Source organism: Vibrio sp. PSi01 (assembly GCF_054960695.1).
Window position 1 is genome coordinate 53,027 of the sequence record NZ_JBHNYN010000013.1, and the last position, 21,136, is coordinate 74,162.

The window sequence follows — 21,136 nt, forward strand, 5'->3', positions numbered from 1 at the left end:
GTTCAGTTTTTAATGCCAGAGAGATCACTTTTAGCCTTCTGTTGTAGTAGTGAGAAAATTGTAGGAACTTCTTCTTGAACTAATAGCTTATCACCTTCGGCTTTTGAGTACTGCTGGGCAAGTGTGCTGCGTGACAGGTGCGTAATTTCTGCAAAACAAGATTGAGATAGCTTGTTTTTACCAAAAACAGAATTGAGGACTGACTTTGGAGCAGACTCATTCAGTGCTCTGCGAGTGAGTTCTAACTGGTGTGGATCTAGTGACGTTAGTAGTGAACGAATGACGGCGGACCATGCTTTTTGAGCAATATCGTTATTTGCCAGATTACTATGAATAATGACTTCACATACAGATAGGTCGAGTTCTGCAAGAGAAAAACTAATGAACTCGAACCCAGAAACGATTTGAAGATGATTAGACTCAAATACCCCCTGCAGTGGTAACCCTACGTTTAAATCAATTAGAGCCTGACGTTCCATTTTCGTCTTATTGACCAAAAGCGAACTCTGATTAAAAAATTCAAATGCTGGAAGTGCATACGGATGGATAGAAAATTCTAAGTACTTTTTCTGCTTAGATCCCAGTATCTTTGCCATTTCGTTCACCTCATCCAAACTATTAATGTGCAAATACTGTACATTAATGGAAGCCTAAAATGAAAAAATATGAGATTAAATGGTAATAAATGTGAAGGGACTTACAAAAAATTTCCAATTAAACAATTGATATTAAATTATTTTATATAAAAACCAACATAAAAAAGTGTGAGGGTATAATCATTATAATCTGATGATTTCAGGGCAGAAGTGTTTTAGGGCAATTGTTGCCAGAGCGCGAAATCCCATCTTTTGTTGATATCTATGTGATGTACAATCACCGAAGGCAGGTCTGTCTGTCTTAATATTGGAACTCCGGGCAACCTTCGCAACTCAGATCTGACATTTCATGCTCACGGCAATGGTTTTTTTTACATCATATTAACTACTTTCTTCAAGTCCTTTTTGAATACGTCTTGCACCATCTCGTTCCTTTTCATCATCTTGACTTCTCGAGCTTTGCTATCATGAATTAGCCTCATCAAGTTGAGCAACCAAGGTATTTCAAATAACCATCAATACTTCCCTAAAGCCACAATTCGCCTTATCTCCCGCTCTCTTGATGTTTGTGTAAACGTGTACACTAGTTTTGTTAAAACCCCTTTTTCTAAAGAAGAACATAAAATACAAATAACGATTAACACCTAAAAAATCGTAATAAACCTCCCAAAAATACTATTTTTTGTAAGTTAATATTTAAAGTGTGACTAAAATACCAACCACAAGGTGTGTAAACGCTTACACTTTGGTATCAATCAACAACATTGGGATGAAGCAATGTCAGACATACAACAAGGTTTAGGTTTTATTGACATAATGGTATTTGCCATTTATGTTGCCGTTATTATCGGTGTAGGCCTTTGGGTTTCTCGAGATAAAAAGGGGGTAGAAAAAAGTACCGAAGACTATTTCTTAGCAGGAAAATCTCTTCCTTGGTGGGCCGTAGGTGCATCACTGATCGCTGCCAACATATCTGCAGAACAATTTATCGGAATGTCAGGTTCTGGTTTCTCAATTGGTCTTGCAATCGCGTCTTATGAGTGGATGTCAGCTCTAACGTTAATCATTGTCGGTAAATACTTCCTACCCATCTTTATCGAGAAGGGCATTTATACGATCCCTGAGTTTGTCGAAAAACGCTTTAATAAAAGTCTAAAAACTATTTTGGCACTTTTCTGGATCTCACTTTACATCTTCGTTAACCTAACATCTGTTCTTTACCTCGGAGCTCTAGCTCTGGAGACTATCCTTGGTATCGATATGTGGTATGCGATCTTAGGCCTGGCGCTATTTGCCATGGTTTACTCTGTATACGGTGGCTTATCGGCAGTAGTATGGACAGACGTAATTCAAGTTTTCATTCTCGTTCTTGGTGGCTTCATGACCACTTACTACGCAGCAGAGTTCATTGGGGCGGGTGATATGTTTGCGGGCCTTGGTATTATGGTAGACAAAGCGCCGAGTCACTTCGAAATGATTCTAGACCAATCTAACCCTCAGTACTCTAACCTTCCAGGTGTCGCGGTACTTATCGGTGGCCTATGGGTAGCAAATCTTTATTACTGGGGCTTCAACCAGTACATTATTCAACGAACTCTAGCAGCTAAATCAGTACCAGAAGCACAAAAAGGTATTGTATTTGCTGCATTCCTTAAGATGATTATCCCTTTCATCGTGGTACTACCAGGTATTGCTGCATACGTTATTGTTAACGACCCAACTCTAATGGCAGAGTTCACAAATTTTGGTCTGGCAACGGCTCCGACGGATAGTCAAGCTGATAAAGCATACCCATGGTTAACTCAAATCTTACCGGTGGGGGTCAAAGGAATCGTATTCGCTGCACTCTCTGCGGCAATCGTATCTTCTCTCGCTTCAATGCTAAACTCTACCGCTACAATCTTTACAATGGATATCTACAAAGAGCACATCGCTCCAAATACAGGTGATCATAAACTAGTAAACGTGGGACGAATGACTGCAGTTGTTGCTCTAGTAATTGCATGTATTATCGCTCCTAACTTAGCTGACCTTGGTCAAGCATTCCAATATATACAAGAATACACAGGTCTTGTTAGCCCTGGCATCCTAGCCGTATTCCTCCTAGGCCTATTCTGGAAGAAAACAACCAGTAAAGGTGCAATTATTGGTGTTCTTGCATCTATTCCGTTTGCTCTATTCCTAAAGTTCATGCCTATAAACATGCCGTTTCTAGACCAAATGCTTTATACGTTACTGTTCACTATCGTTATCATCGGACTAACAAGTCTCAGTACTTCTACTGAAGATGATGATCCGAAAGGTATTGCAGTTACAGCGAAAATATTTGCTACAGATTCAAGCTTTAATCTTGCGTCATACGGTATAATGATTACACTTGCGATTTTGTATACTATTTTCTGGTAAGATCAATACAATTAAAGTTCAGCTCCGTTCCGGTTGGATCGGAGTTTTGTGTTCCTATGAGGATAATTTTTCTATGGACTCTACCTTACTACCAAACATCGTTAGCTTTCTTAAAACAATAGAACCCTTTTCTCAACTTCCCAACGCTATATTGGACAACATCGCCTCAAATACTGAAATTCTCTATATTGGACATGGTGAAATACTTTCTATAAAAAAAGATTCAGGTCGACACCTCTATGCTGTTCGTTCTGGAATCTTAGATCAACACTTACCTGACGGAAAACTTCGATCTAAGATTGGTGCCAATGACTTATTCGGTTTTAATCTTGAAAAAGAAAACTACCAAATAACGGCAGTCGAGAACTCTCTCATCTACCGTTTTCCGTTATCGAAACTGCAAATTCAAGTACAAGATTTTCCGACCGTTGCTGATCAGCTAGCCAATAAAGCTAATCAACGCCTTTCTTCAGGCGTAAAAGTGAAATGGTCCGAGTCAGAGAAAGGGTTATTCTTTAAACCAACCAAAGATGTAGCCAATTCAAATGTAGCCATTGTTAATGCGAACGACAGTATCCAGGATGTCGCGAAAATAATGCGCCACGAAATAGGTTCATCTTGCGCGGTAATTATGGAAGCAAACTTATTAATAGGTATGATTACGGATAAAGACATGACCAAGCGAGTGGTTGCGGAAGGGATCAATATCACCCAACCAATAAAAACGGTTATGACACCCACGCCTCACACAATTAAAGACGACGACTTAGTGCTCTCTGCCGTTAATTTGATGATGACAAAAAATATTCAGCATATTCCCGTCATAAACAATGATCACCAAGTCGTTGGTGTAATAACACCGCAAAGCTTAGTGAAAAAGCACAGTGTTCAAGCAGTATTTCTCATTAAGAAGATCGATAAGGCAAAAGACATAGAAGAACTTACTTCATTGTCTCAGGAGAGACAGGCTATATTTGAAGCAATGGCAGAAGCTCACTTACCTTCTGTTGTGATCAGTCAAGTACTAACTATGATTTATGATACCTTTACTACAAAACTTATCACTCTGGCAAAAAAAAACCTGGGGCCTGCACCCTGTAAATACGCATTTTTAGCAGCCGGCTCTCATGCCAGAAGTGAAGTCCACTTAGGGTCCGATCAAGATAATGCAATCGTACTTGAAGACTCCGCCAGCGATGGTGACCGTATATATTTTAGCCATTTGGCTATGTATGTGTGCAAAGGCCTTGCCGAGTGCGGGTATTCGTTATGTAGCGGTCGTTTTATGGCAGCAACTCCGAAATGGAATCAACCCCTTTCTATTTGGAAGCAATATTATCATAAATGGTCTAGTAGCCCCGAATATGACAAATTACTAAACTTAACGGTCTTTCTTGAGATAAGACTATTGGCCGGCGAGCAAATGCTCTTTGACGACCTGAATACTTTTCGACATGAAAAAGTCACCGCCAATACACGACTTATGTCCGCGTTAGTAAGAAATTCACTCAAAAACAGGCCCCCTCTCGGTATTTTTAACAACTTGGTACTAGAGAAAAATGGGGACAATGGAAAAACACTCGATATTAAAAAAGCCGCTATTGGTCCATTAGTTGATCTTGTGCGAATATACTCGGTCAGTGAGGGGAGCAATAAGCTTCCAACGGAAGAACGCTTGAATTTTATTTTAGATAGAGAAGCGATGAATCAAAGCTCCATCGAAGATCTTGTCGGTACATACCGATATATAACTCAACTTAGATATACCCATCACCTACATCAAATAAGAAATAATGATGAGATTTCAAATTCCATTACGCCAAATAATTTTGGCAACTTTGAAAGGCAACATTTAAAAGATGCTTTCCGAATTATTAACAGTTACCAAGATGCCATGAAAATGAAGTTTGGCTATTAATATGTTAAAAAAAAGGCTACACAAAATAGCGGCAATACAAAAAGAAAGGTATCAATACGCAGAGCAACTTCTTCCTAGAACCTTAGAAAATTTGATTGCGACACCACTGCCGGATGAAGAGTGTGATGTGAGGGATTTAGACTTGCTCGTTCTTGACTTTGAAACAACAGGGTTAGACCCTAACAAAGATAGTGTACTCAGTATTGGGTGGGTAGAGGTGATTCAGAGTATTATCCACTTAAACAAAGCCCATCATCTATATATACATCATCGTGATAGTATTGCCCCTGAATCAGTAAAAATACACCATATACGTCCAGAAGATTTACGCTCAGAAGGCATTCCTCAAGATGTCGCGTTTGAGTTACTGTTTAACGCCATGGTTGGTAAAATTATTGTGGCCCATGGTACAGTTGTTGAAAGACATTTCATCAATGAATATATCCAACAGAAATTTAATGTACCTATTCCCCCACTCCTTTGGTTTGATACATTACAAATTGAAAAATATAGACTTCAAATGACGCGCCATAAAGCGGATTGGCGACTTAGCTCGTTGAGGCAAAATATAGGCTTACCTTGCTATACCGCACATCACGCATTAAATGATGCACTTTCTGCTGCCGAGCTCTATTTAGCACAAATTCAGCGCCTTTTTGGTAACGAGAAAGCCCCACTAGGTATCATCCTTGAAGCCTCCAAATAAATGGTTCCGTCCAACAGATTGTTCTCTAATGCATAACAGAAAGCAATTAATAACTAAAACTATTGAAATCTTTGATAAATAATCACAAAAAATCACTTAATTTATTTCAGTTTTAATAGTGAATATTAATTCTAATGAATAAGAGCTGGTAAACGGTGACACCTTGTAACACAGCGCTCTTATTATATAAACTATTCTTTAAATATAACGACTTACGTGAGATACCGGCTTACCGGACTGGACCAACATTCGCATGAGCTTCATCGCATTCTCTGTATGTTGGAAGTACTTAAAATAGCCTTCACAAAGGTAGTTATGGTTTGGCTTCCCAGAAGAGCTAAGGTTAAATCGATGATTAGGACAACCACCATAACATTGTGCCAAATACGGACACATTTTACATTTACAATTCAAGTGTGTGAACTTTGCCAATCCAAAGTCGATAGCTTTATTGCCCGCTTCCATATCATTAATTTTTTGACAATGTATATTCCCAAGCTTGTGTCCAGGATAAACATAATGATCACATTGATCTGCTCCAGTCAGACTGGACACTTAGCTAAGCGACATTTTGCTTTTCAAAGTTCATTGGGCTTAGGTACCCAAGTGCACCGTGCCTTCTTGTTCTATTATAACCAACTTCTATGTACTCGAAGATCGTTTGGCGCATCTGCTCTCTCGTCATGATCGGCTCATATTGGATTGCTTCAGCTTTCAGTGAATGGAAGAAGCTCTCAACACATGCGTTGTCCCAACAGTTCCCTTTTCTACTCATACTTTGTTTTAGATTATAAGTGTTTATCAAGTCTCGATAGTCTTTCGAACAGTACTGACTACCTCGATCGCTATGAGTTATAACATGCTCAGGGAACCTTCGACGGAATAAAGCCATCGATAAGGCATCACAAACCAGTGAGGCCACCAATCTCGTATCCACAGACCAACCAATAACTTGCCTTGAATAAAGGTCAATAATGACAGCTAAGTAAAGCCAGCCTTCGCTTGTGGCAACATAGGTGATGTCTCCTGCCCATTTTTGATTTGGAGTTGTTGTGTTAAAATCTTGAGCGAGCAAGTTCGGAGCAACAGGCATTTTATGCTTACTGTCTGTTGTACACTTAAACTTGCGTGCTGCTTTCGCTACTAAACCCTAACGTTTCATACTGGCGGCAATAGTCTTAACATTATGGTTATCAGCGCTCTCTTCCAGCTCTTTCTGGATACGTCTTGAGCCATTTTGTTCTTTGCTAACGTCAAAGGCTTCTTTTACTTTGGTATCAAGCTTTTGGTGTTCAACCTCACGTTTAATCGCCTTGTGACGATTCTCAAACCAATAATAAACCCACTTCGAGAAACTCTGAACACCTTTGCCATACGGGAAATACTAAAACTCAGCAGGTGTTCGAGCATAAATTCATAGCAATTTACTTTAGATTTTTCGCGAAGTGGGTGGCGGCCTTTTTTACGAATTCTAGCTCTTCTGTTTGCTCTGCCAACAGCCTCTTGAACTTAGCAACTTCAATGGCCCAATTCTTGTTCTCGTTGGCTAATACTAGAATTCTTCTTTGTGGCTTTTCGTCAACCGTAGATCTGAGATTCATGTAACGAGAGCTGTCTTACGGCTGCAGCGACTCGCACTTTATCTGCCAGCTTCAGGGTTTCTGCTTTAAATTTAGGAGAATAGATAATACGTTTCTTTTTACTTGTCATGGTTCACCTCATTAGTAATTGTACTCACTTAACTCAGTGTCCAAAACTGCTGGTGCGGATCAATCCATAAAGATACAACTTTACGGACATGTAATAAAACTAGATCCAACATCACAATCATACAAATTGGTTAAATCGTTCGATTCGTTTATAATGAACGAAAAAGGAGATTATTATGCAATCACTTACTGCTAATACAGCTAAAACCAAATTTGGTGACTTATTAATGAAGGTTCAACGTGAACCTATACAAATTAATAAAAATGGTTCACCCGTTGCGGTGATGATGTCTTGTGAGGAATACGAACAACTTGAGGCATTGAAATTGATGGTGATAAAATCACGCTTCGAACAAGCTGAAGCTGACGCTCTATCAGATAACCTAGTCGACGGTAATGATTTCATGAACGCACTTGGCCAAGGTAAATTTGATAAATGAAGCAATATAAGCTTTCTTCTGCAGCGCAATCGGATCTCATTGAGATTCGTCGCTATACTTTAGAGCGATGGGGGAAAACACAATGGACAACTTACTTCTCAGAGCTAAAGCAATCTATGGAATTACTGGCTAACAACCAGCTACTCGGCATAGCTTTTTTTGAGCTAGGCCAAAACTATTTCCGGTTTCCTTTAAAGCATCATGTGATTTATTACATCCAAAAGCGAGATCACATTGTTATTGCTGCCGTGCTTGGTAAGCACATGTCTCCGGCCAAGCACTTTTCATAATTATCTTAACCCTTAAAATAATCTCGGTGCTGATTGAAAGTATAAAAGGCCATTTATAAAACGTCCCTGAGATTTTTACGCTCTTCAATTTCTTCCTGCTCTGGAATTGTGCCGGGTAACGTAATTTTTTTAGGAGTTTTCTTAATGCATGGTGTTGATCTAGCTGACTTAGACGTTTTGGATTTCAAACTAAATACGTATGGGTTAATCGTGAGGCCTTGTCTCACTTCAACGCTGAACTCTTGACTCTCATTTTCAGGTAAATAGTTACTCTTAAGATACTTAATAGACAAAGACTCTCTGCTTTTCTTTAGCGTAAACAAACACTTTGTTAAGCGCATTATCGACGTTAAGCCAGCACCTGATGCCATAGTAATTTCTTGGTTACCACGGATCTCATCTTTATTCACATGATGAACAAGCAACAAACTGGCACCCGATTCACTGGCAAGGCTCTGAAAAACATTCTTAATTAAGCGATCATGTTTCACCTCTTCACAACGGCCTATTGATTCCGTCACCGTATCAACTATCACTAAATTAAACTCAGAGAAAGTTTGCTTGAGCTGTTCTAAATACTGTTTTTGTTCTGCCTGTTCTTGTAATGAGCTATCGGGTGGTATCACTATCGGTTCAATGTCTGTCAGAAAGTGTAAATTATTTTTTAACTCTGACTTAATGCTTGTTGTACAGTTAGCTAACTTTTCTTTCATCCTAGATTGAATGACTCCCGCACTATCTTCTGAACTGATTACTAAGGTTTTTGCTGGTTTTTCTGTTGCACTCATCCCTAATAATGACATTGAAGAAGCGTGCTCCATTGCAATACACAATGCTAGGTGAGACTTACCAACGTTAGGCGCAGCAATCAACATGCCTACATGCCCTTTGAGCAAACCTTTTAAACTAAAACTCAGGTTTTGACTCGCTGTCGAAGACATCAGACTATCAAGAGATTGAGTTATCATGATTCTCCCTCCCCGATATAGAAAATCTGTATACCATTGCCTACATCACGAAATTGAAGACTGAAGTCTTTTTCGATTTGGACAGCATTGGCCAACAAATCTTTTCTGAGATCACTGCGGAAACTATGACTGACTTTCGAAGCAATTGATTGAATATAGCTATCGAGTGCCCACTCAAATTTCTTGTTGTGTAAAAATTCAGCTTTATGCGTAGTGATGTATTTCAAGAATGAACGAACTGATGGTTTACTGTAGTTCGTCATCTTATGTTGCTCTAGTCGATAGTAGTACCCATGATCCCGTATTGCTTGCAGTAAACGCATATCTGGAACTAAAAATACATGGTTAGTTAGATTCTTACTGTTTCTACGAGTTGTTTTGAATTTACTCCGATCACAGTAAAAACGGTAGTCTTGAACAAACTCCAACGGTTTTTTTCCCACAACATTTTTATCTTCATCGAGCTCATTTATGACCAAGTGTGCCGTAGCTAACTGAGTAATACGACGTTCTATTTGATCATAATTTGCACGAGTCGTCGCCATACCCATACGGGTTGCCAGTTCGTACATACTCATTGATAGAACTGTTGCATCTCGATCAATAAATGAATCAAAACCATCTTGTTGAGTGTCTGATATATCACCATCACTTATCGTTTTATATACCTGAGACCAAGTTAAACGAGCACCAGCATCATAAGATGTATCGTCTAATTGAATAGTTTGAGCATACGCGAGCATTGTTTCTAGAATATCTCGATGTGGTTGAAGTAGATAATCAACATGTAAATCGACTCTGAAATTCTTTCCGTAGCTATTGATGTTCACACTTTCTAGTGGATAGTTAGGATCTGTACCACCGCTTTGTGCAATCTCAATGAGTTTGGATTGCATCGTTGAAGTTAAACGTGAAGCTGGATGAAAGATGGTGGCTCTCGAAAACAAAATGGATGAGATGAACCGATTCTTACGATCTTCTTCATTAATAACTGTCAAACTAGAATTGGATGTCAAAGCCATGATCATTACCTAATATGTCGATAGTGTTATCCTAACAGAGACCTATCATTAACTCACTAACTTCGGTAAATATCCATATCAGATCGGTAAATATCTATAAATAGATAGTTAGAAAGGCCATATTCATCGGTAAATGTTCACTAACTTCGGTAAATGTTTAGTTCTGTGATGGAGATCTTTTCTTCATTTCAAATGTTAGTATGAACTTCATTTTAGATCAGATAAACGATTGTTATTAATGGTTGATCTGTGAACTTGGTCAATTTTGATCTTTTGACCATTTAGATCGGTGAATGTTCATATGTATAAGGCTAATGTCGGTAAATGTTGATACAAAGGATCGTTAAGTATTAATATTAGATCGGTAAATATCTATATAACATCGGCCAATATCAATACGTATTCGGTAAATGTTGATATTTAAGAAGCATCTCTAAGAAACTAGAACCTTAAGGATCTAGTTTTAAAAAAATACCAACTTCACTGAGGTTTAGTCGGTGACTTAAGGAGCAACACCAAATCTCTAGAGAGCTTTGGTGTTGCTCCTTAAATAGAAATAAAACATATCAATACTTTATCACTGATCTATCTGTTTTTTTTAAGATGCAACATTATTAGATGTATATAAATCTGATTGAAGGCATAAATCTGTGTTAGTTATTATCTAGGTATGATGGACAATCGATAGTTGATAACCAGAAAGGTTATCAACTATCGATTGTATGTATTATGAAGGTCTTTGTATTGAATGGTCTAGTTTAAACTAGATTGTTGGTATTTGTTGGGTGATACAGTGGATGTTCCCTCCTCCAAGTAAAATTTCACGAGCTTCAACTCCGATAACGTTATAATCAGGGAAGGCGTGTTCCAGTATAGTTTTTGCTTTATGGTCTTTTTGTTTATCAAGCAATGGGAAGATAATTTGTCCATTGCTGATGAGAAAGTTGGCATAGGATGCTGCCAATCGTTCTCCAGCTTTACGTTCCATCCCGTTACTTGGATTTATACCGGCTGCTTCTTCTTTGTTCATAAATAAAGGTCCTGGCATAGGCAGCTTGTGTACCTTGATAGAACGCCCTCTTGCATCGCATTGACTACATAAAATATCAATGGCTTCACGACTGATCTGATACTGCGGGTCATTTGGATCTTCACACCAAGTTAGAGCAACTTCTCCAGGTTTTACGACGTGCATGATATTATCAACATGTCCGTTAGTTTCATCGTTGTATAAACCGCGAGTAAGCCATATCACTTTCTCAATACCTAGATAATCAATCAAGTATTGCTCTAGTTGTTCTTTTGATAAGTTGGGGTTTCGACTAGGGTGAAGTAAGCACTCTTCAGTAGTGTATAAGGTCCCTTCACCATCGGTATGTATGGAACCTCCTTCAAGCACAAAAGGTGCCTGATAGCCGTTATCTTGGGTTATGTTTAGCATTTTCCCTGCGACCGCGTTATCGAGATCCCATGGGAAATATAAGCCATCAACTAATCCTCCCCAAGCGTTAAATTGCCAACTTATGCCGCGCCGATGGCCTTCATCATTGATGATATAGGTTGCGCCAATATCACGCATCCAACAGTCGTTATACGACATTTCAATAACGCGAATATGCGCGGGAAGTTGAGTGCGAGCATTATCAAATTGCTCATGATTCACCAACATGACGACTGGAGTATTTTGCGCAATAGTCGTTGCGACATCAATGAAAGCCTTCTGCGCAAGTTTGCCACTGTAGCGCCAATTATCACTACGAATTGGCCAAGCAATCCATACTTCACTTTGTGGCTCGTGTTCCCCTGGCATACGAAACTTATGGTCTTTTGGTAGTGCTGAAATCATAGTACTCATGCGATTTCCTCTGCGGTCTTGATATTATTGCGTTTGTTGGCATGCATGAGTAGGATTTCTCCGACAGCAATAGTAATGAGAACACCAGTAAGAATTGGTAGAGAATAGGTCCAATCAATATTGCCAAAAATAATGTCAGGGAAGATAAATAGTACAACAGTCTGAAAAACAATCAAAAAACAGACTGTTGTAATGACTTTTTGTACCACCAAGTTACCCGGAACTCTAAATGGACGTGTTCGATCTGCATCGGTAGTTCGAAGCTTAAGATAGGCTGGAAACATAAACAGGTATGGCATCAAGAAAACACAACTAGAGAAAGCAAACATTGACCAAAATAGTTCATCATTTGTGTTAGCAAAGAAGGCGTAGATAATGATAACGGAGGTAGAAACGAGACCTGTTATTAGATTGGCTCCGACGGGTGTACCGTGTTTATCAGACGTTTTTGCGGCTATTTGAGGTAGTTCTCCTTCTTTACCCGCTTCTGCGGCAGCTCGGCTAGAACCCATCGTCCAGCTAACCATATTACCGATAAAAGTGATAAGCGTGACAACACCCAATGCGTAAATAATGAATTGTCCTAGAGGACCTTCACCAAACAGAACTTTAAGTGTATCGACAATACCTGCTACTAATCCAATCTCATCGACAGGAAGAGCCATTAAGATGCCTATAGTGCCCGCGATGTAGAGAAAAGAAGTAATAGCGATGGCAAGGAACACGACTTTTGGCATTTGCTTTACGTCTTTCATTTGTTTAGTCATTGTGGCGACTAGCTCAAACCCCATCAGGTTGAAAACTAAAGCAGGTAGAAAAGCGACGCCTGTATCGAAAGATGGCAGTATCGCTTGAAAGCTGAATTCATTCGCTACGCCATTATTAGCAGCATAAATAAAACCACCTACCCCAAGTAAGAGCAATACAAATCAAGATTTGAGCGGATAAAGGAAGGTCAGGAGCGAACAGTTCGGCAAACATTCCGGCAAAGAGAATATAAACAGCAGGCATCCATAGCCCTACGTTGATCCAATAGAACCATGTCGTTCGGATTGCCCAGTTTGAACCAAATGCTTTTTTGACCCAATCGTAGATACCGCCCTCACCTGGGTAAGCTGAGCTCAACTCTGATGTGATCAGACCGTATGGCAGTACAAAAACAACGAGAATTAATAGCCACCAACCAATAGAACTAACACCAATAGACGCAGATGCAGTTAAAGTATCCACGACTAATACAGCACAAAGGCTAAATAATGCGAGAGGAGTGATCCCCATTTTTTTATCTTCCATGATTTATCCCTTCACTTGTCCATCGAGTGTGAGTAATGGTTTGTAGTGCTCTGGTCGACGGTCTCTAAACAGCCCCCAAGCTTCGCGTTGGTATTGGATATTATCGAGGTCAAATTCATGAATAATCACGCCTGAAGTCTCGCGGTCAGCTTTCGCGACAATTTTCCCGGTGTAGTCAGTGATAAATGACGAGCCAAAGAACGTGAGCTCAAGGTCACGATATTGCGCTTGCTCAGTCCCGATTCTATTTGATGCAATCACAGGAATTTGGTTTGCGGCTGCATGACCTTGCATCACACATTGCCAATGAGGTTGAGAGTCCATATCAGGTTGACTCGGCTCGCTGCCAATTGCCGTGGGAAAGAAAAGAAGTTCTGCACCTTGCAGAGCCATGCTGCGCGCAGTTTCAGGAAACCACTGATCCCAACAAATACCGACGCCAATTTTCGCATAGCGGGTATTCCAAACTTTGAAACCTGTATCGCCAGGGCTGAAGTAGTATTTTTCTAAATACCCATCACTATCAGGAATATGCGTTTTACGGTAAGTTCCGAGTAATGATCCATCGGCATCAATCATGGCTAAAGAGTTAAACTTAACGTTGCCTGATTTTTCGAACCAACTGAAAGGCAGCACCACTTCAAGCTCTTTAGCAAGTTTAGAAAGGCGTTGAAAAGCTTCATTCTCTTCAAGCTGTGTGGCGAGCGCATGGTATGACTCATGAATCTCTATGCAGAAGTAAGGTGTTTCGAATAACTCTTGCAGCAAGATGATCTGAGCACCTTTGGCTGCGGCCTCGCGAACTAACCTTTCAGCATGTTCAATATTTGCTTGGGTATCCCAACTACAAGCCATCTGAGTGGCTGCTACAGTGACGTTCTCATCATAATCCTTATGTATTTCTTACTGTTACGAATATTTTTAATACCATTTATGTTATTATGGAAGTGCATAATTTTTATTTGGATATGAAGGGTTTCGATAACCTATGGATGTAGATATCAATCAGTTACGTCTTTTAGTCGTGCTAGAGCGTGAAAGGAATTTGTCAAAAGCCGCTCAAAAACTGTTTATGAGTCAATCGGCGGCGAGTCATGTGTTAGCGAAGCTGCGAAGTCGTTTCGATAACCCTTTATTTATAAAAACACGCATAGGGATGGAACCTACACCTTTACTAGAAAGCTTGCTGCCTGATATACAAAAAGGCCTTAGCTCGATTGATATGGCGTTTGATCGCATGAAGCCTTTTGAACCGATGCTTGATGCGAAAACGTTCTACATTGGAGCTATTGACTACTTTGAGTTTTATGCACTACCAAAACTCGGTAAGACCTTTGAAAGAAGTGCGCCGAACGTGCGCGTTGCGATTGATATTTTGTCTGAGAACATGCAGATGGAACGTATTGAGCAGGGGAGATTAGATTTGATTCTGGGGGTTGACGACTTACAGGCCATACCTCGATATTACAATCGATACCATTGGTTGACGGACTCTTACGTTGGTATTGTTGCAAAGGCTTCAAGTGTTAAAAGCAAGCTCACTTTAAACGAATTTGTTCAAGTGCCACAAATACACCTCCCACTGATTAATTCAGGGGCCGATCCCATTGACCGATGGCTACACCAAAATCACCACTCGCGTCATATATCAATGATTGTACAAAGTTATGCGGTCGGTGGCATGGTGACAGCGCAAACCAATAATTTAATGTGTGTACCTTTGAGAGTGGCGCAAGAACTAAAAGAAATGCTTCCTTTACGTATTGTCGAGTTACCGAAAGATGCCCCTAACTTGTCGTTAAGTATGTTTACCCATCAATTGTATGATAACCAAGACAGCATTCAATGGCTTATTAAACAGATACATATGTGTACTTAAAGAGGGAACAACTTACTCTCTTCAGCATTCGTTTACCTATGCTGTTATTTAACGAACGCTTGGATGTGTAGTTAAAGTTCTTATGAGCTTTTAGCCTTAGACGATCAGGAAAGGACAATTTTAGGTAAAGCTATATAAAGTGTAAGTATATGAATCGTCTTTCAAATCGGTCTATTGATTACTAAAAGAAACAATCCCCTGCCCCACCCTACTTTATATATTTAACCAATGAAGTGGGCTCATTAGACACTAATTGTTTGGATCTCCTGTACTTCAGTATCGCTATTTTGTATTGCTGTTGAACTGAGCAATATGGTCTTCGGTAGTAAAAAGTTGTCAATGCTCAGCCTGAGCATTGACAACTTCAAGTTCATTTTTTTGATTAGTCCGACATGTATCACGGGGGTAAATTCGACACTTCAACAGCTATTGAGCTACTAAGACCTTCAATGAACTGAAAATGTTTGCATTGCAATCTAGAGTGAACATAATATCCAATACTAACTTTATGTTTTAATAATAAAACCTTTAAAACAAGAACAATACAACAAGGCGTCAATTTATGATTGCAGAACTTAGTACAGCAATGCTTTCTGAAGTTGCTAGGGTTTTAACCAGTAAGCTTATCAACTCTCATTGGTCTATTGGTACAGAAGATGGAAAAGAGATTTTAATCCAGCTCAATACACCGCATATCAGAAAAATATACATTGAAAACTACGTATCGAAAGTTTTGAAGATGAGAACGTTATGGAGTGATGACGAAGATGTTTTCCTTGACCAAATATACACACCTTTAACTGTCACCAAAAAAAGCAAGAACCCGGAAAAACAAAGACAATTCTCACTACAAATAGAGAACGGCACCACAATCAAATCTGAGAATACCGTGAATATAATCGGTATTGCCGGACATGGTAAAAGCACAATTCTAAGAAAGTTGTTTTTAGAGGAGCTTAAAAAAGGCGATCGGATTCCGTTCTTTATCGAACTTCGAAAAGTAGAGAACGGTGATATTCTCGCGCATTTGAGGAAGTTACTTGAAGATCTAAGGTTGTCCTTAGCTGATGGTTACATCGAGTATTTACTGCAATCTAAAAAAGTAGTCCTGTTACTTGACGGGTTTGACGAAGTATCTACAGGTCTTAGACAACAGACCCTAGCTTCTATATCTCAGCTCAAAGACCGATTCTTGTGCAATATCATTACGTCAACTAGACCTAACACTGAGCTTTGCGGCCATGTTGGCATCGTGAACATGTATGTTAATGATCTTGAAAAAGAAGATATTTTGAAAATAATATCTAAATTGGAAAGTGAAGCCCTTGCTGACCTGCCAAACTTAATAGAAAGCAATATTTCATTAAGAGGCACTTTAGTATCCCCTATACTAGTTAACCTGTTATGTATTTGTTACCCACACTTAGATAACATTCCTGATAATGTGACTGATTTTTATAGTGCTCTATATATGACTCTTTATATAAAGCACGATAAGTTGAAAAACTTTGTCAGAGAAAAATCTTGTGATGTTTCAATCAAAAACAGCCAAGCCATTTTTAATAGTTTCTGCTTCCACACATTAAAGGAAAATCAGTCAGATTTTACTGAGATTGGATTTTATGATGCGATCCATGATTCTTTGGGCATGATAAAAAAGCAGGAAATCGAAGCAGAGAAAGTTGCAAAAGACATAATCGAAGTCACTTGCTTGGTTCAGAAAGACGGTTACGACAACTACGTATTCCTTCACAAGTCTATTCAAGAGTTCTACGCTGCGCTTTTCGTATCAACAATCCGTTCTACTAAGAAACCCGAACTTTATCAATTCGTTGCTAGATTCATGCTAAGCTATGACAATTTCGATAATATGGCGTCATATTTATACTCACTAAATATAGATGACTATAATAATTACGTTGTGCTTGAGCAGTTTAAAAAGCTCAATTTTGAAATGTATAAGTCACGCCCGAAAGAGATCACAAAGAAAATAATAGATCTTGCTTTTAAAAATACATCATTGCATCTGGTTGACAAAGACTACTCAGAAGAGGACATCGCAAAAAAAGACTATGATGTGGAGATGGTTCCAATCATAGAAAAAAACCAATTTTTAACTGGTCTGTACTTTATGGTTAGCAGAGATAGGACGCTACCATTTTCGATATCCAACCAGTTAGACAAAGTAGTGTTCGATGAATCTTTTATATTAAACAGTGAGTTGTTTGACAAAGAACTTGCAAAGTATGGAAATAGAATTAGAGAACATAAAGATGGGACTGCTTCTTTCACTATTAATATTATAACCTTATTCGAACTTGCTGGCTTATATGATGACTTCTTTGAAGACATTAATCGTATTGTTAAAGATATTCATGAGAACCATTACGTTCCTCTGTCATCGTACTATGACGAAGCAGATTTTGAGTTTGATATGGCGTTGCAACTGGGGGATATGGACTTTCAATAATAGTTCTCTATAGGCGCCAGAATTGCAGGCTGATGATCATCGTAAGTTAAAAAGCCGAACTCAATGAGTCCGGCTTTTTTCTCCTTGATATGACCCAAAAGGAGGACTAGCGAATCCAACTAAACAAGGTTAATTCCACTAAACAAGGTCTATCTTTCGCCAGTCGAGTTAACCATATCAGCAAAAATCCATTTAGTTCGCAGATATGACCTAGACTTTGAATTCGCCTTGATAGAGCCATACTTTTCTAATCCTATTTCTTGATATTAGCTATCGCTCTAGCAAGACCAAGCAAGTGTGTTGAAGTCTTAATCTCTAACTCTGATTGAATACCCAATAATGCAATCCCTGCTAATATTTGTTGTGCCCTCACTACTTGGCCTGTCGGCAGCTCCATCCTGTCGTATAACATTTTGAACTGTTCCCAATCATCACTTACGCTAAGTTCCCGACCTTTTGCCATTCTCATAAGCCTTTTACACTCGGGTGGAATTGGATTCCCCTCATCCCAACCTGTGACAGTTCTCACAGATTTAAAACACAATTCGGCGACCTCTTCCTTGGTCATTTGGCATTCCAGTTCTCGAAAAATGTAATTCTTACTCATTTCGCGATACTTCAATGATAAAACCTCTAAATACAAGAGGTTGCACTACATTTATAAGATATGCACCATTAAGTATAATCAGACAAAGTGCGCACTGTCCAGATAATAAATGCCACCAGTCACATAGGGACTTATGAGCTTTATGACTTTTTGGATGGTACCGTAAATGTTTGGCTGAGTTATCAAACATAGTCTTAATTTTAAGCTGCTACTTCTATTATTCACTTTATGTGAGTTAACAACAGAAGTACTATCGTTATACCCGCGTTAGTGTTCATTTCAGCTGAAAATCGAAATAAAGATAACTCGTGATTTTCATTTTTTGTCAATGCTCAGCCTGAGCATTGACTAATTGTAGAAGATTTATGTTAAATAAATGAGAATTAATTTTTGGTATTTTATTTTGTTTCCGGATTTCTTTGAATAAATGTTTGTGCACTAAAATTGATGGTTGATCATATGCTTTGGTTGTTTGGGATAAAGGTAAAAATACAACCCACATTATAGAGTGAATAGCCGGTTTTATGGATCGAGTAATTCCTTTATGTCTGTATGATTATCTCCGATATCCGTATCTCTTTGTTGCCTTGTAGTTAAGCTCTTGCTCTGCTCGACATAAATATGTGATTGTCTCTTTCTGGTACTTAAAGTGTTTGTTCTTATAGGTGTTTTTGTTATTGGTGGAAGGCGGTCACAGAACACAATCAAGGTGCCTCGATGCTTCAAGCGTTAGGTATAAGGGAGAGAGTCGTTGATAATGCCTTCTATTGCATACGTGTGTAGGGTGATAGCATACTGGCCATAAACGGCATTATTGTAGAGAACGATGAATCCTTGTGTCATGAAGTTGCTTTCTGGAACTGTTATATTGACTTTGATGTTCTTCACTTTAGTGGCCGTTTTGCTTTTTCATCTCGCTCTACACCAATATCTATATCAAGCATATTTAGATAATCGTTTCTCTATTACTTGGATCTCGATGATAGTTAAAATGTATTCGAAGATATCAATACTATTGATGCGACGAATGCGGTCTTGATTGAGTATTGAGGTATGGGCAATTTTTTAAGCCAGAGAAACTCTAAGGAACCAACGGTATGCGATATTCACCCCGACTTCTTCCGTTAGTTAGCTCTTGATTTTTAGACCAAAAATATAACTAAGTAGAGGGGAGCGGGGGGTTCGTTATTTTTTGCAGAAGAGGTGATCTGCGTCATAGTAAACGCAACTGGGGCGATATTGCTAATGTTCGAAGTTCCAAGGTAGGAGTGCGTCAATATCAGGCTTTGTTTTCGCCAACACTCTCATGCACTTGACCGGGTAGTCATAGGGGATAAGAGCGTTGGCTTTCGCGCTCTCGACATGTTGTAAAGCATGGCGCTCGCACATTAACCTATCGTACATTTACCACTAGCCTCGTGATGAAGCCTACAACATCCCAAAAGCGTATCGACATTTATGCGATGTCTTAACCCTGTTTTTCAAAGAACTGGGCATCGATGTGGATGTACACGCAACCCCCGGTTCTTATTGTGATGGCGACTATAGCCTCAATATCAATAAACAAAAAATAGTGGGCACGGCTCAGCGTGTTTTGCTTAAACAAGGGGGCGGTCAAATTGTACTTTCGCAAGCCTGTATCTTGTTAGATGTCGACTTAGAGAACATCGTTGCGCCGGTGAATTTTTATAATCAAGTGTGCGGGAATCCAACCGTGGTCGATGCGCAGGTTCATACGCCATTGTCCGAACATCTCACGACCCTACCCAACGTAGATTCACTTTTTCAACGGTTAAGCCAAGCTTTTATCAAGCACGCGTGAGGCTCTCTTTTGCTAACGTCTTATCAACCAGTTAAGGAGTGAAGCATTTCAATTTTGTGTGGCTATGAGAACGAATGGGTTGAACTTGAGGGGGTGAGAACTTTATAATGTTACTTGTAACATAATAAAGAGTTCAAATAGTTATGACAGAGCAGCACAAGAAAACTCGAACCACACTTCAAGATGTGGCAGACAAAGTAGGCGTCACCAAGATGACCGTCTCTCGTTACATGCGTAATCCCGATTCAGTTGCAGCCAAAACTCGCGTGAAAATTGCTGCGGTTATTGAAGAGATGGGATACATCGAAAACAAAGCGCCAGCCATGCTCTCTAAGTCGTCAAGTAAAGCGATCGGTATCTTGCTCCCTTCTTTATCAAACCAAATCTTTGCCGCGTTTGTTCAAGGTATCGAAACGGTTACTAAAGAGAATGGCTACGAGACGTTGCTCGCTCACTTTAGCTATGATGCTGTTGAAGAAGAGGAAAAAATTGCTTCGCTGCTTTCGTATCAGGTTGATGGGTTGATATTAACGGAAAGCCACCACACCCCCCGCACGTTACAGATGATCAAGAATTCAGGTGTTTCTGTTGTTGAAACGATGGAACTACCAACCAATCCGATCGATATGGTTGTTGGTTTGGACCATATTGATGCTTCTTACCATGTCGTGAAGCGAATGATTGAAGCGGGTAAACGCTCTATTGCTTACTTTGGCGCTCGACTGGATGCGCGAACTAAGCTGCGTTTGCAAGGTTATGACAAAGCGATGCATGAGGCTGGATTAGAGCCTAAGCATGTGTTGACTGAACAGCACTCTAACTTCTCTTTGGCTGAAGATCTGCTTGATCGCGCTCTTGCGGATTACCCAGATCTAGATGGCGTGTTCTGCACCAATGATGACATCGCGATAGGTACCTTGCTCATTGCCCAGCAACGTGGAATCCAAGTGCCGCAACAGCTATCTGTGGTGGGCTACAACGCTTTGGATATTGGCCAAACCATACGCCCAAAACTGACCAGTGTAGATACTCCACGTTATGAGATGGGGAAGAAAAGTGCCGAGCTACTGCTTGCTTGCTTGAAAGGCGAGCCAGTCACGGAAACGATAGTGGATATGGGCTATCGCATCACTGATGGCGAAAGCGTTTAGTCAC

The 21,136-nt window shown here is 39.6% G+C and carries 16 protein-coding genes and 4 pseudogenes; 9 read left to right on the forward strand and 11 right to left on the reverse strand.

What is annotated here, in order from left to right; genetic code table 11:
* Positions 1-2: 2 nt before the first annotated feature.
* Positions 3-596: a hypothetical protein gene (locus tag ACFI6G_RS16310; RefSeq protein WP_046209601.1), complete on the reverse strand. Its 594-nt coding sequence runs from the start codon at positions 594-596 to the stop codon at positions 3-5.
* 777 nt (positions 597-1,373) lie between these two features.
* Between ACFI6G_RS16310 and ACFI6G_RS16315 the strand changes: the two genes are divergently transcribed.
* From ACFI6G_RS16315 to ACFI6G_RS16325, 3 genes are all read left to right on the forward strand, one after another.
* On the forward strand, positions 1,374-3,002 hold the full coding sequence (locus tag ACFI6G_RS16315; protein ID WP_462710355.1) for a sodium/sugar symporter: 1,629 nt from the start codon (positions 1,374-1,376) through the stop codon (positions 3,000-3,002).
* A 73-nt stretch (positions 3,003-3,075) separates the two neighbouring features.
* Entirely contained in the window at positions 3,076-4,920 is a 1,845-nt protein-coding gene (locus tag ACFI6G_RS16320; RefSeq protein WP_046209599.1) for a DUF294 nucleotidyltransferase-like domain-containing protein, read from the forward strand.
* Positions 4,910-5,626, forward strand: a complete 717-nt coding sequence (locus tag ACFI6G_RS16325; protein WP_156155702.1) for an exonuclease domain-containing protein — start codon at positions 4,910-4,912, stop codon at positions 5,624-5,626. The genes ACFI6G_RS16320 and ACFI6G_RS16325 overlap by 11 nt, the downstream gene beginning before the upstream one ends.
* 198 nt (positions 5,627-5,824) lie before the next feature.
* Here the strand turns inward: ACFI6G_RS16325 and ACFI6G_RS16330 are convergent, their stop codons facing one another.
* The 3 genes and pseudogenes from ACFI6G_RS16330 to ACFI6G_RS16340 all read right to left on the reverse strand — a co-directional run bounded on the left by ACFI6G_RS16330 (position 5,825) and on the right by ACFI6G_RS16340 (position 7,336).
* Positions 5,825-6,181: an SPASM domain-containing protein gene (locus ACFI6G_RS16330; protein WP_082082264.1), complete on the reverse strand. Its 357-nt coding sequence runs from the start codon at positions 6,179-6,181 to the stop codon at positions 5,825-5,827.
* A gap of 4 nt (positions 6,182-6,185) precedes the next feature.
* A pseudogene (locus ACFI6G_RS16335) lies at positions 6,186-7,156 on the reverse strand (IS3 family transposase).
* Positions 7,157-7,204: 48 nt separating this feature from the next.
* A complete protein-coding gene (locus ACFI6G_RS16340; RefSeq protein WP_462710356.1) occupies positions 7,205-7,336 on the reverse strand; it encodes a hypothetical protein in 132 nt (43 codons plus the stop codon).
* Positions 7,337-7,511: 175 nt separating this feature from the next.
* Here ACFI6G_RS16340 and ACFI6G_RS16345 point away from each other — a divergent pair, with 175 nt between their 5' ends.
* Complete coding sequence (locus ACFI6G_RS16345) at positions 7,512-7,775, forward strand: type II toxin-antitoxin system Phd/YefM family antitoxin (protein WP_046209589.1); 264 nt, start codon at positions 7,512-7,514, stop codon at positions 7,773-7,775.
* The gene (locus ACFI6G_RS16350) at positions 7,772-8,065 is read left to right on the forward strand and encodes a type II toxin-antitoxin system RelE/ParE family toxin (RefSeq protein ID WP_046209588.1); all 294 of its coding nucleotides are present in this window, start codon (positions 7,772-7,774) and stop codon (positions 8,063-8,065) included. The genes ACFI6G_RS16345 and ACFI6G_RS16350 overlap by 4 nt, the downstream gene beginning before the upstream one ends.
* 53 nt (positions 8,066-8,118) lie before the next feature.
* Here the strand turns inward: ACFI6G_RS16350 and ACFI6G_RS16355 are convergent, their stop codons facing one another.
* The 5 genes and pseudogenes from ACFI6G_RS16355 to aguB form a co-directional block, all read right to left on the reverse strand.
* Positions 8,119-9,033 (reverse strand): AAA family ATPase, encoded by a 915-nt coding sequence (locus ACFI6G_RS16355; protein WP_046209587.1) that lies wholly within the window; start codon positions 9,031-9,033, stop codon positions 8,119-8,121.
* Positions 9,030-10,055: a hypothetical protein gene (locus ACFI6G_RS16360; RefSeq protein WP_046209586.1), complete on the reverse strand. Its 1,026-nt coding sequence runs from the start codon at positions 10,053-10,055 to the stop codon at positions 9,030-9,032. Before ACFI6G_RS16360 ends, ACFI6G_RS16355 begins: the two co-directional genes overlap by 4 nt.
* 763 nt (positions 10,056-10,818) lie before the next feature.
* The gene (gene aguA, locus ACFI6G_RS16365; RefSeq protein WP_046209585.1) at positions 10,819-11,910 is read right to left on the reverse strand and encodes an agmatine deiminase; all 1,092 of its coding nucleotides are present in this window, start codon (positions 11,908-11,910) and stop codon (positions 10,819-10,821) included.
* Positions 11,907-13,203 (reverse strand): annotated as a pseudogene (locus ACFI6G_RS16370) (APC family permease). The gene aguA and the pseudogene ACFI6G_RS16370 overlap by 4 nt, the downstream one beginning before the upstream one ends.
* 3 nt (positions 13,204-13,206) lie before the next feature.
* Positions 13,207-14,103 carry an N-carbamoylputrescine amidase gene (gene aguB, locus ACFI6G_RS16375; RefSeq protein ID WP_269429389.1) on the reverse strand — a complete coding sequence of 299 codons (897 nt, stop codon included), beginning with the start codon at positions 14,101-14,103 and terminating at the stop codon, positions 13,207-13,209.
* Positions 14,104-14,191: 88 nt separating this feature from the next.
* Between aguB and ACFI6G_RS16380 the strand changes: the two genes are divergently transcribed.
* Positions 14,192-15,082 (forward strand): LysR family transcriptional regulator, encoded by an 891-nt coding sequence (locus tag ACFI6G_RS16380; protein WP_046209583.1) that lies wholly within the window; start codon positions 14,192-14,194, stop codon positions 15,080-15,082.
* A 562-nt stretch (positions 15,083-15,644) separates the two neighbouring features.
* Positions 15,645-17,552 (forward strand): NACHT domain-containing protein, encoded by a 1,908-nt coding sequence (locus ACFI6G_RS16385; protein WP_046209582.1) that lies wholly within the window; start codon positions 15,645-15,647, stop codon positions 17,550-17,552.
* A gap of 253 nt (positions 17,553-17,805) precedes the next feature.
* On the opposite strand, the gene ACFI6G_RS16390 is transcribed toward ACFI6G_RS16385, so the two are convergent.
* A complete protein-coding gene (locus ACFI6G_RS16390) occupies positions 17,806-18,174 on the reverse strand; it encodes a phage protein (protein WP_046209581.1) in 369 nt (122 codons plus the stop codon).
* A gap of 1,227 nt (positions 18,175-19,401) precedes the next feature.
* Positions 19,402-19,544, reverse strand: a pseudogene (locus tag ACFI6G_RS16395) (transposase domain-containing protein); the annotation flags it as partial.
* 2 nt (positions 19,545-19,546) lie between these two features.
* Here ACFI6G_RS16395 and ACFI6G_RS16400 point away from each other — a divergent pair.
* Both ACFI6G_RS16400 and ACFI6G_RS16405 read left to right on the forward strand, forming a co-directional pair.
* Positions 19,547-19,981 (forward strand): annotated as a pseudogene (locus tag ACFI6G_RS16400) (lipoyl protein ligase domain-containing protein); the annotation flags it as partial.
* Between the two features lie 143 nt (positions 19,982-20,124).
* Positions 20,125-21,132 carry a substrate-binding domain-containing protein gene (locus ACFI6G_RS16405; protein WP_046209580.1) on the forward strand — a complete coding sequence of 336 codons (1,008 nt, stop codon included), beginning with the start codon at positions 20,125-20,127 and terminating at the stop codon, positions 21,130-21,132.
* The last annotated feature ends 4 nt before the right edge of the window (positions 21,133-21,136 follow it).

Excerpts from the sequence above, each read along its gene's own strand:
- ACFI6G_RS16310 (WP_046209601.1), bottom strand. The coding sequence starts at position 596 with ATGGCAAAGATACTGGGATCTAAGCAGAAAAAGTACTTAGAATTTTCT.
- ACFI6G_RS16315 (WP_462710355.1), top strand. The coding sequence starts at position 1,374 with ATGTCAGACATACAACAAGGTTTAGGTTTTATTGACATAATGGTATTT.
- ACFI6G_RS16320 (WP_046209599.1), top strand. The coding sequence starts at position 3,076 with ATGGACTCTACCTTACTACCAAACATCGTTAGCTTTCTTAAAACAATA.
- ACFI6G_RS16340 (WP_462710356.1), bottom strand. The coding sequence starts at position 7,336 with ATGACAAGTAAAAAGAAACGTATTATCTATTCTCCTAAATTTAAAGCA.
- ACFI6G_RS16345 (WP_046209589.1), top strand. The coding sequence starts at position 7,512 with ATGCAATCACTTACTGCTAATACAGCTAAAACCAAATTTGGTGACTTA.
- ACFI6G_RS16350 (WP_046209588.1), top strand. The coding sequence starts at position 7,772 with ATGAAGCAATATAAGCTTTCTTCTGCAGCGCAATCGGATCTCATTGAG.
- ACFI6G_RS16355 (WP_046209587.1), bottom strand. The coding sequence starts at position 9,033 with ATGATAACTCAATCTCTTGATAGTCTGATGTCTTCGACAGCGAGTCAA.
- ACFI6G_RS16360 (WP_046209586.1), bottom strand. The coding sequence starts at position 10,055 with ATGGCTTTGACATCCAATTCTAGTTTGACAGTTATTAATGAAGAAGAT.
- aguA (WP_046209585.1), bottom strand. The coding sequence starts at position 11,910 with ATGAGTACTATGATTTCAGCACTACCAAAAGACCATAAGTTTCGTATG.
- ACFI6G_RS16380 (WP_046209583.1), top strand. The coding sequence starts at position 14,192 with ATGGATGTAGATATCAATCAGTTACGTCTTTTAGTCGTGCTAGAGCGT.
- ACFI6G_RS16385 (WP_046209582.1), top strand. The coding sequence starts at position 15,645 with ATGATTGCAGAACTTAGTACAGCAATGCTTTCTGAAGTTGCTAGGGTT.
- ACFI6G_RS16405 (WP_046209580.1), top strand. The coding sequence starts at position 20,125 with ATGACAGAGCAGCACAAGAAAACTCGAACCACACTTCAAGATGTGGCA.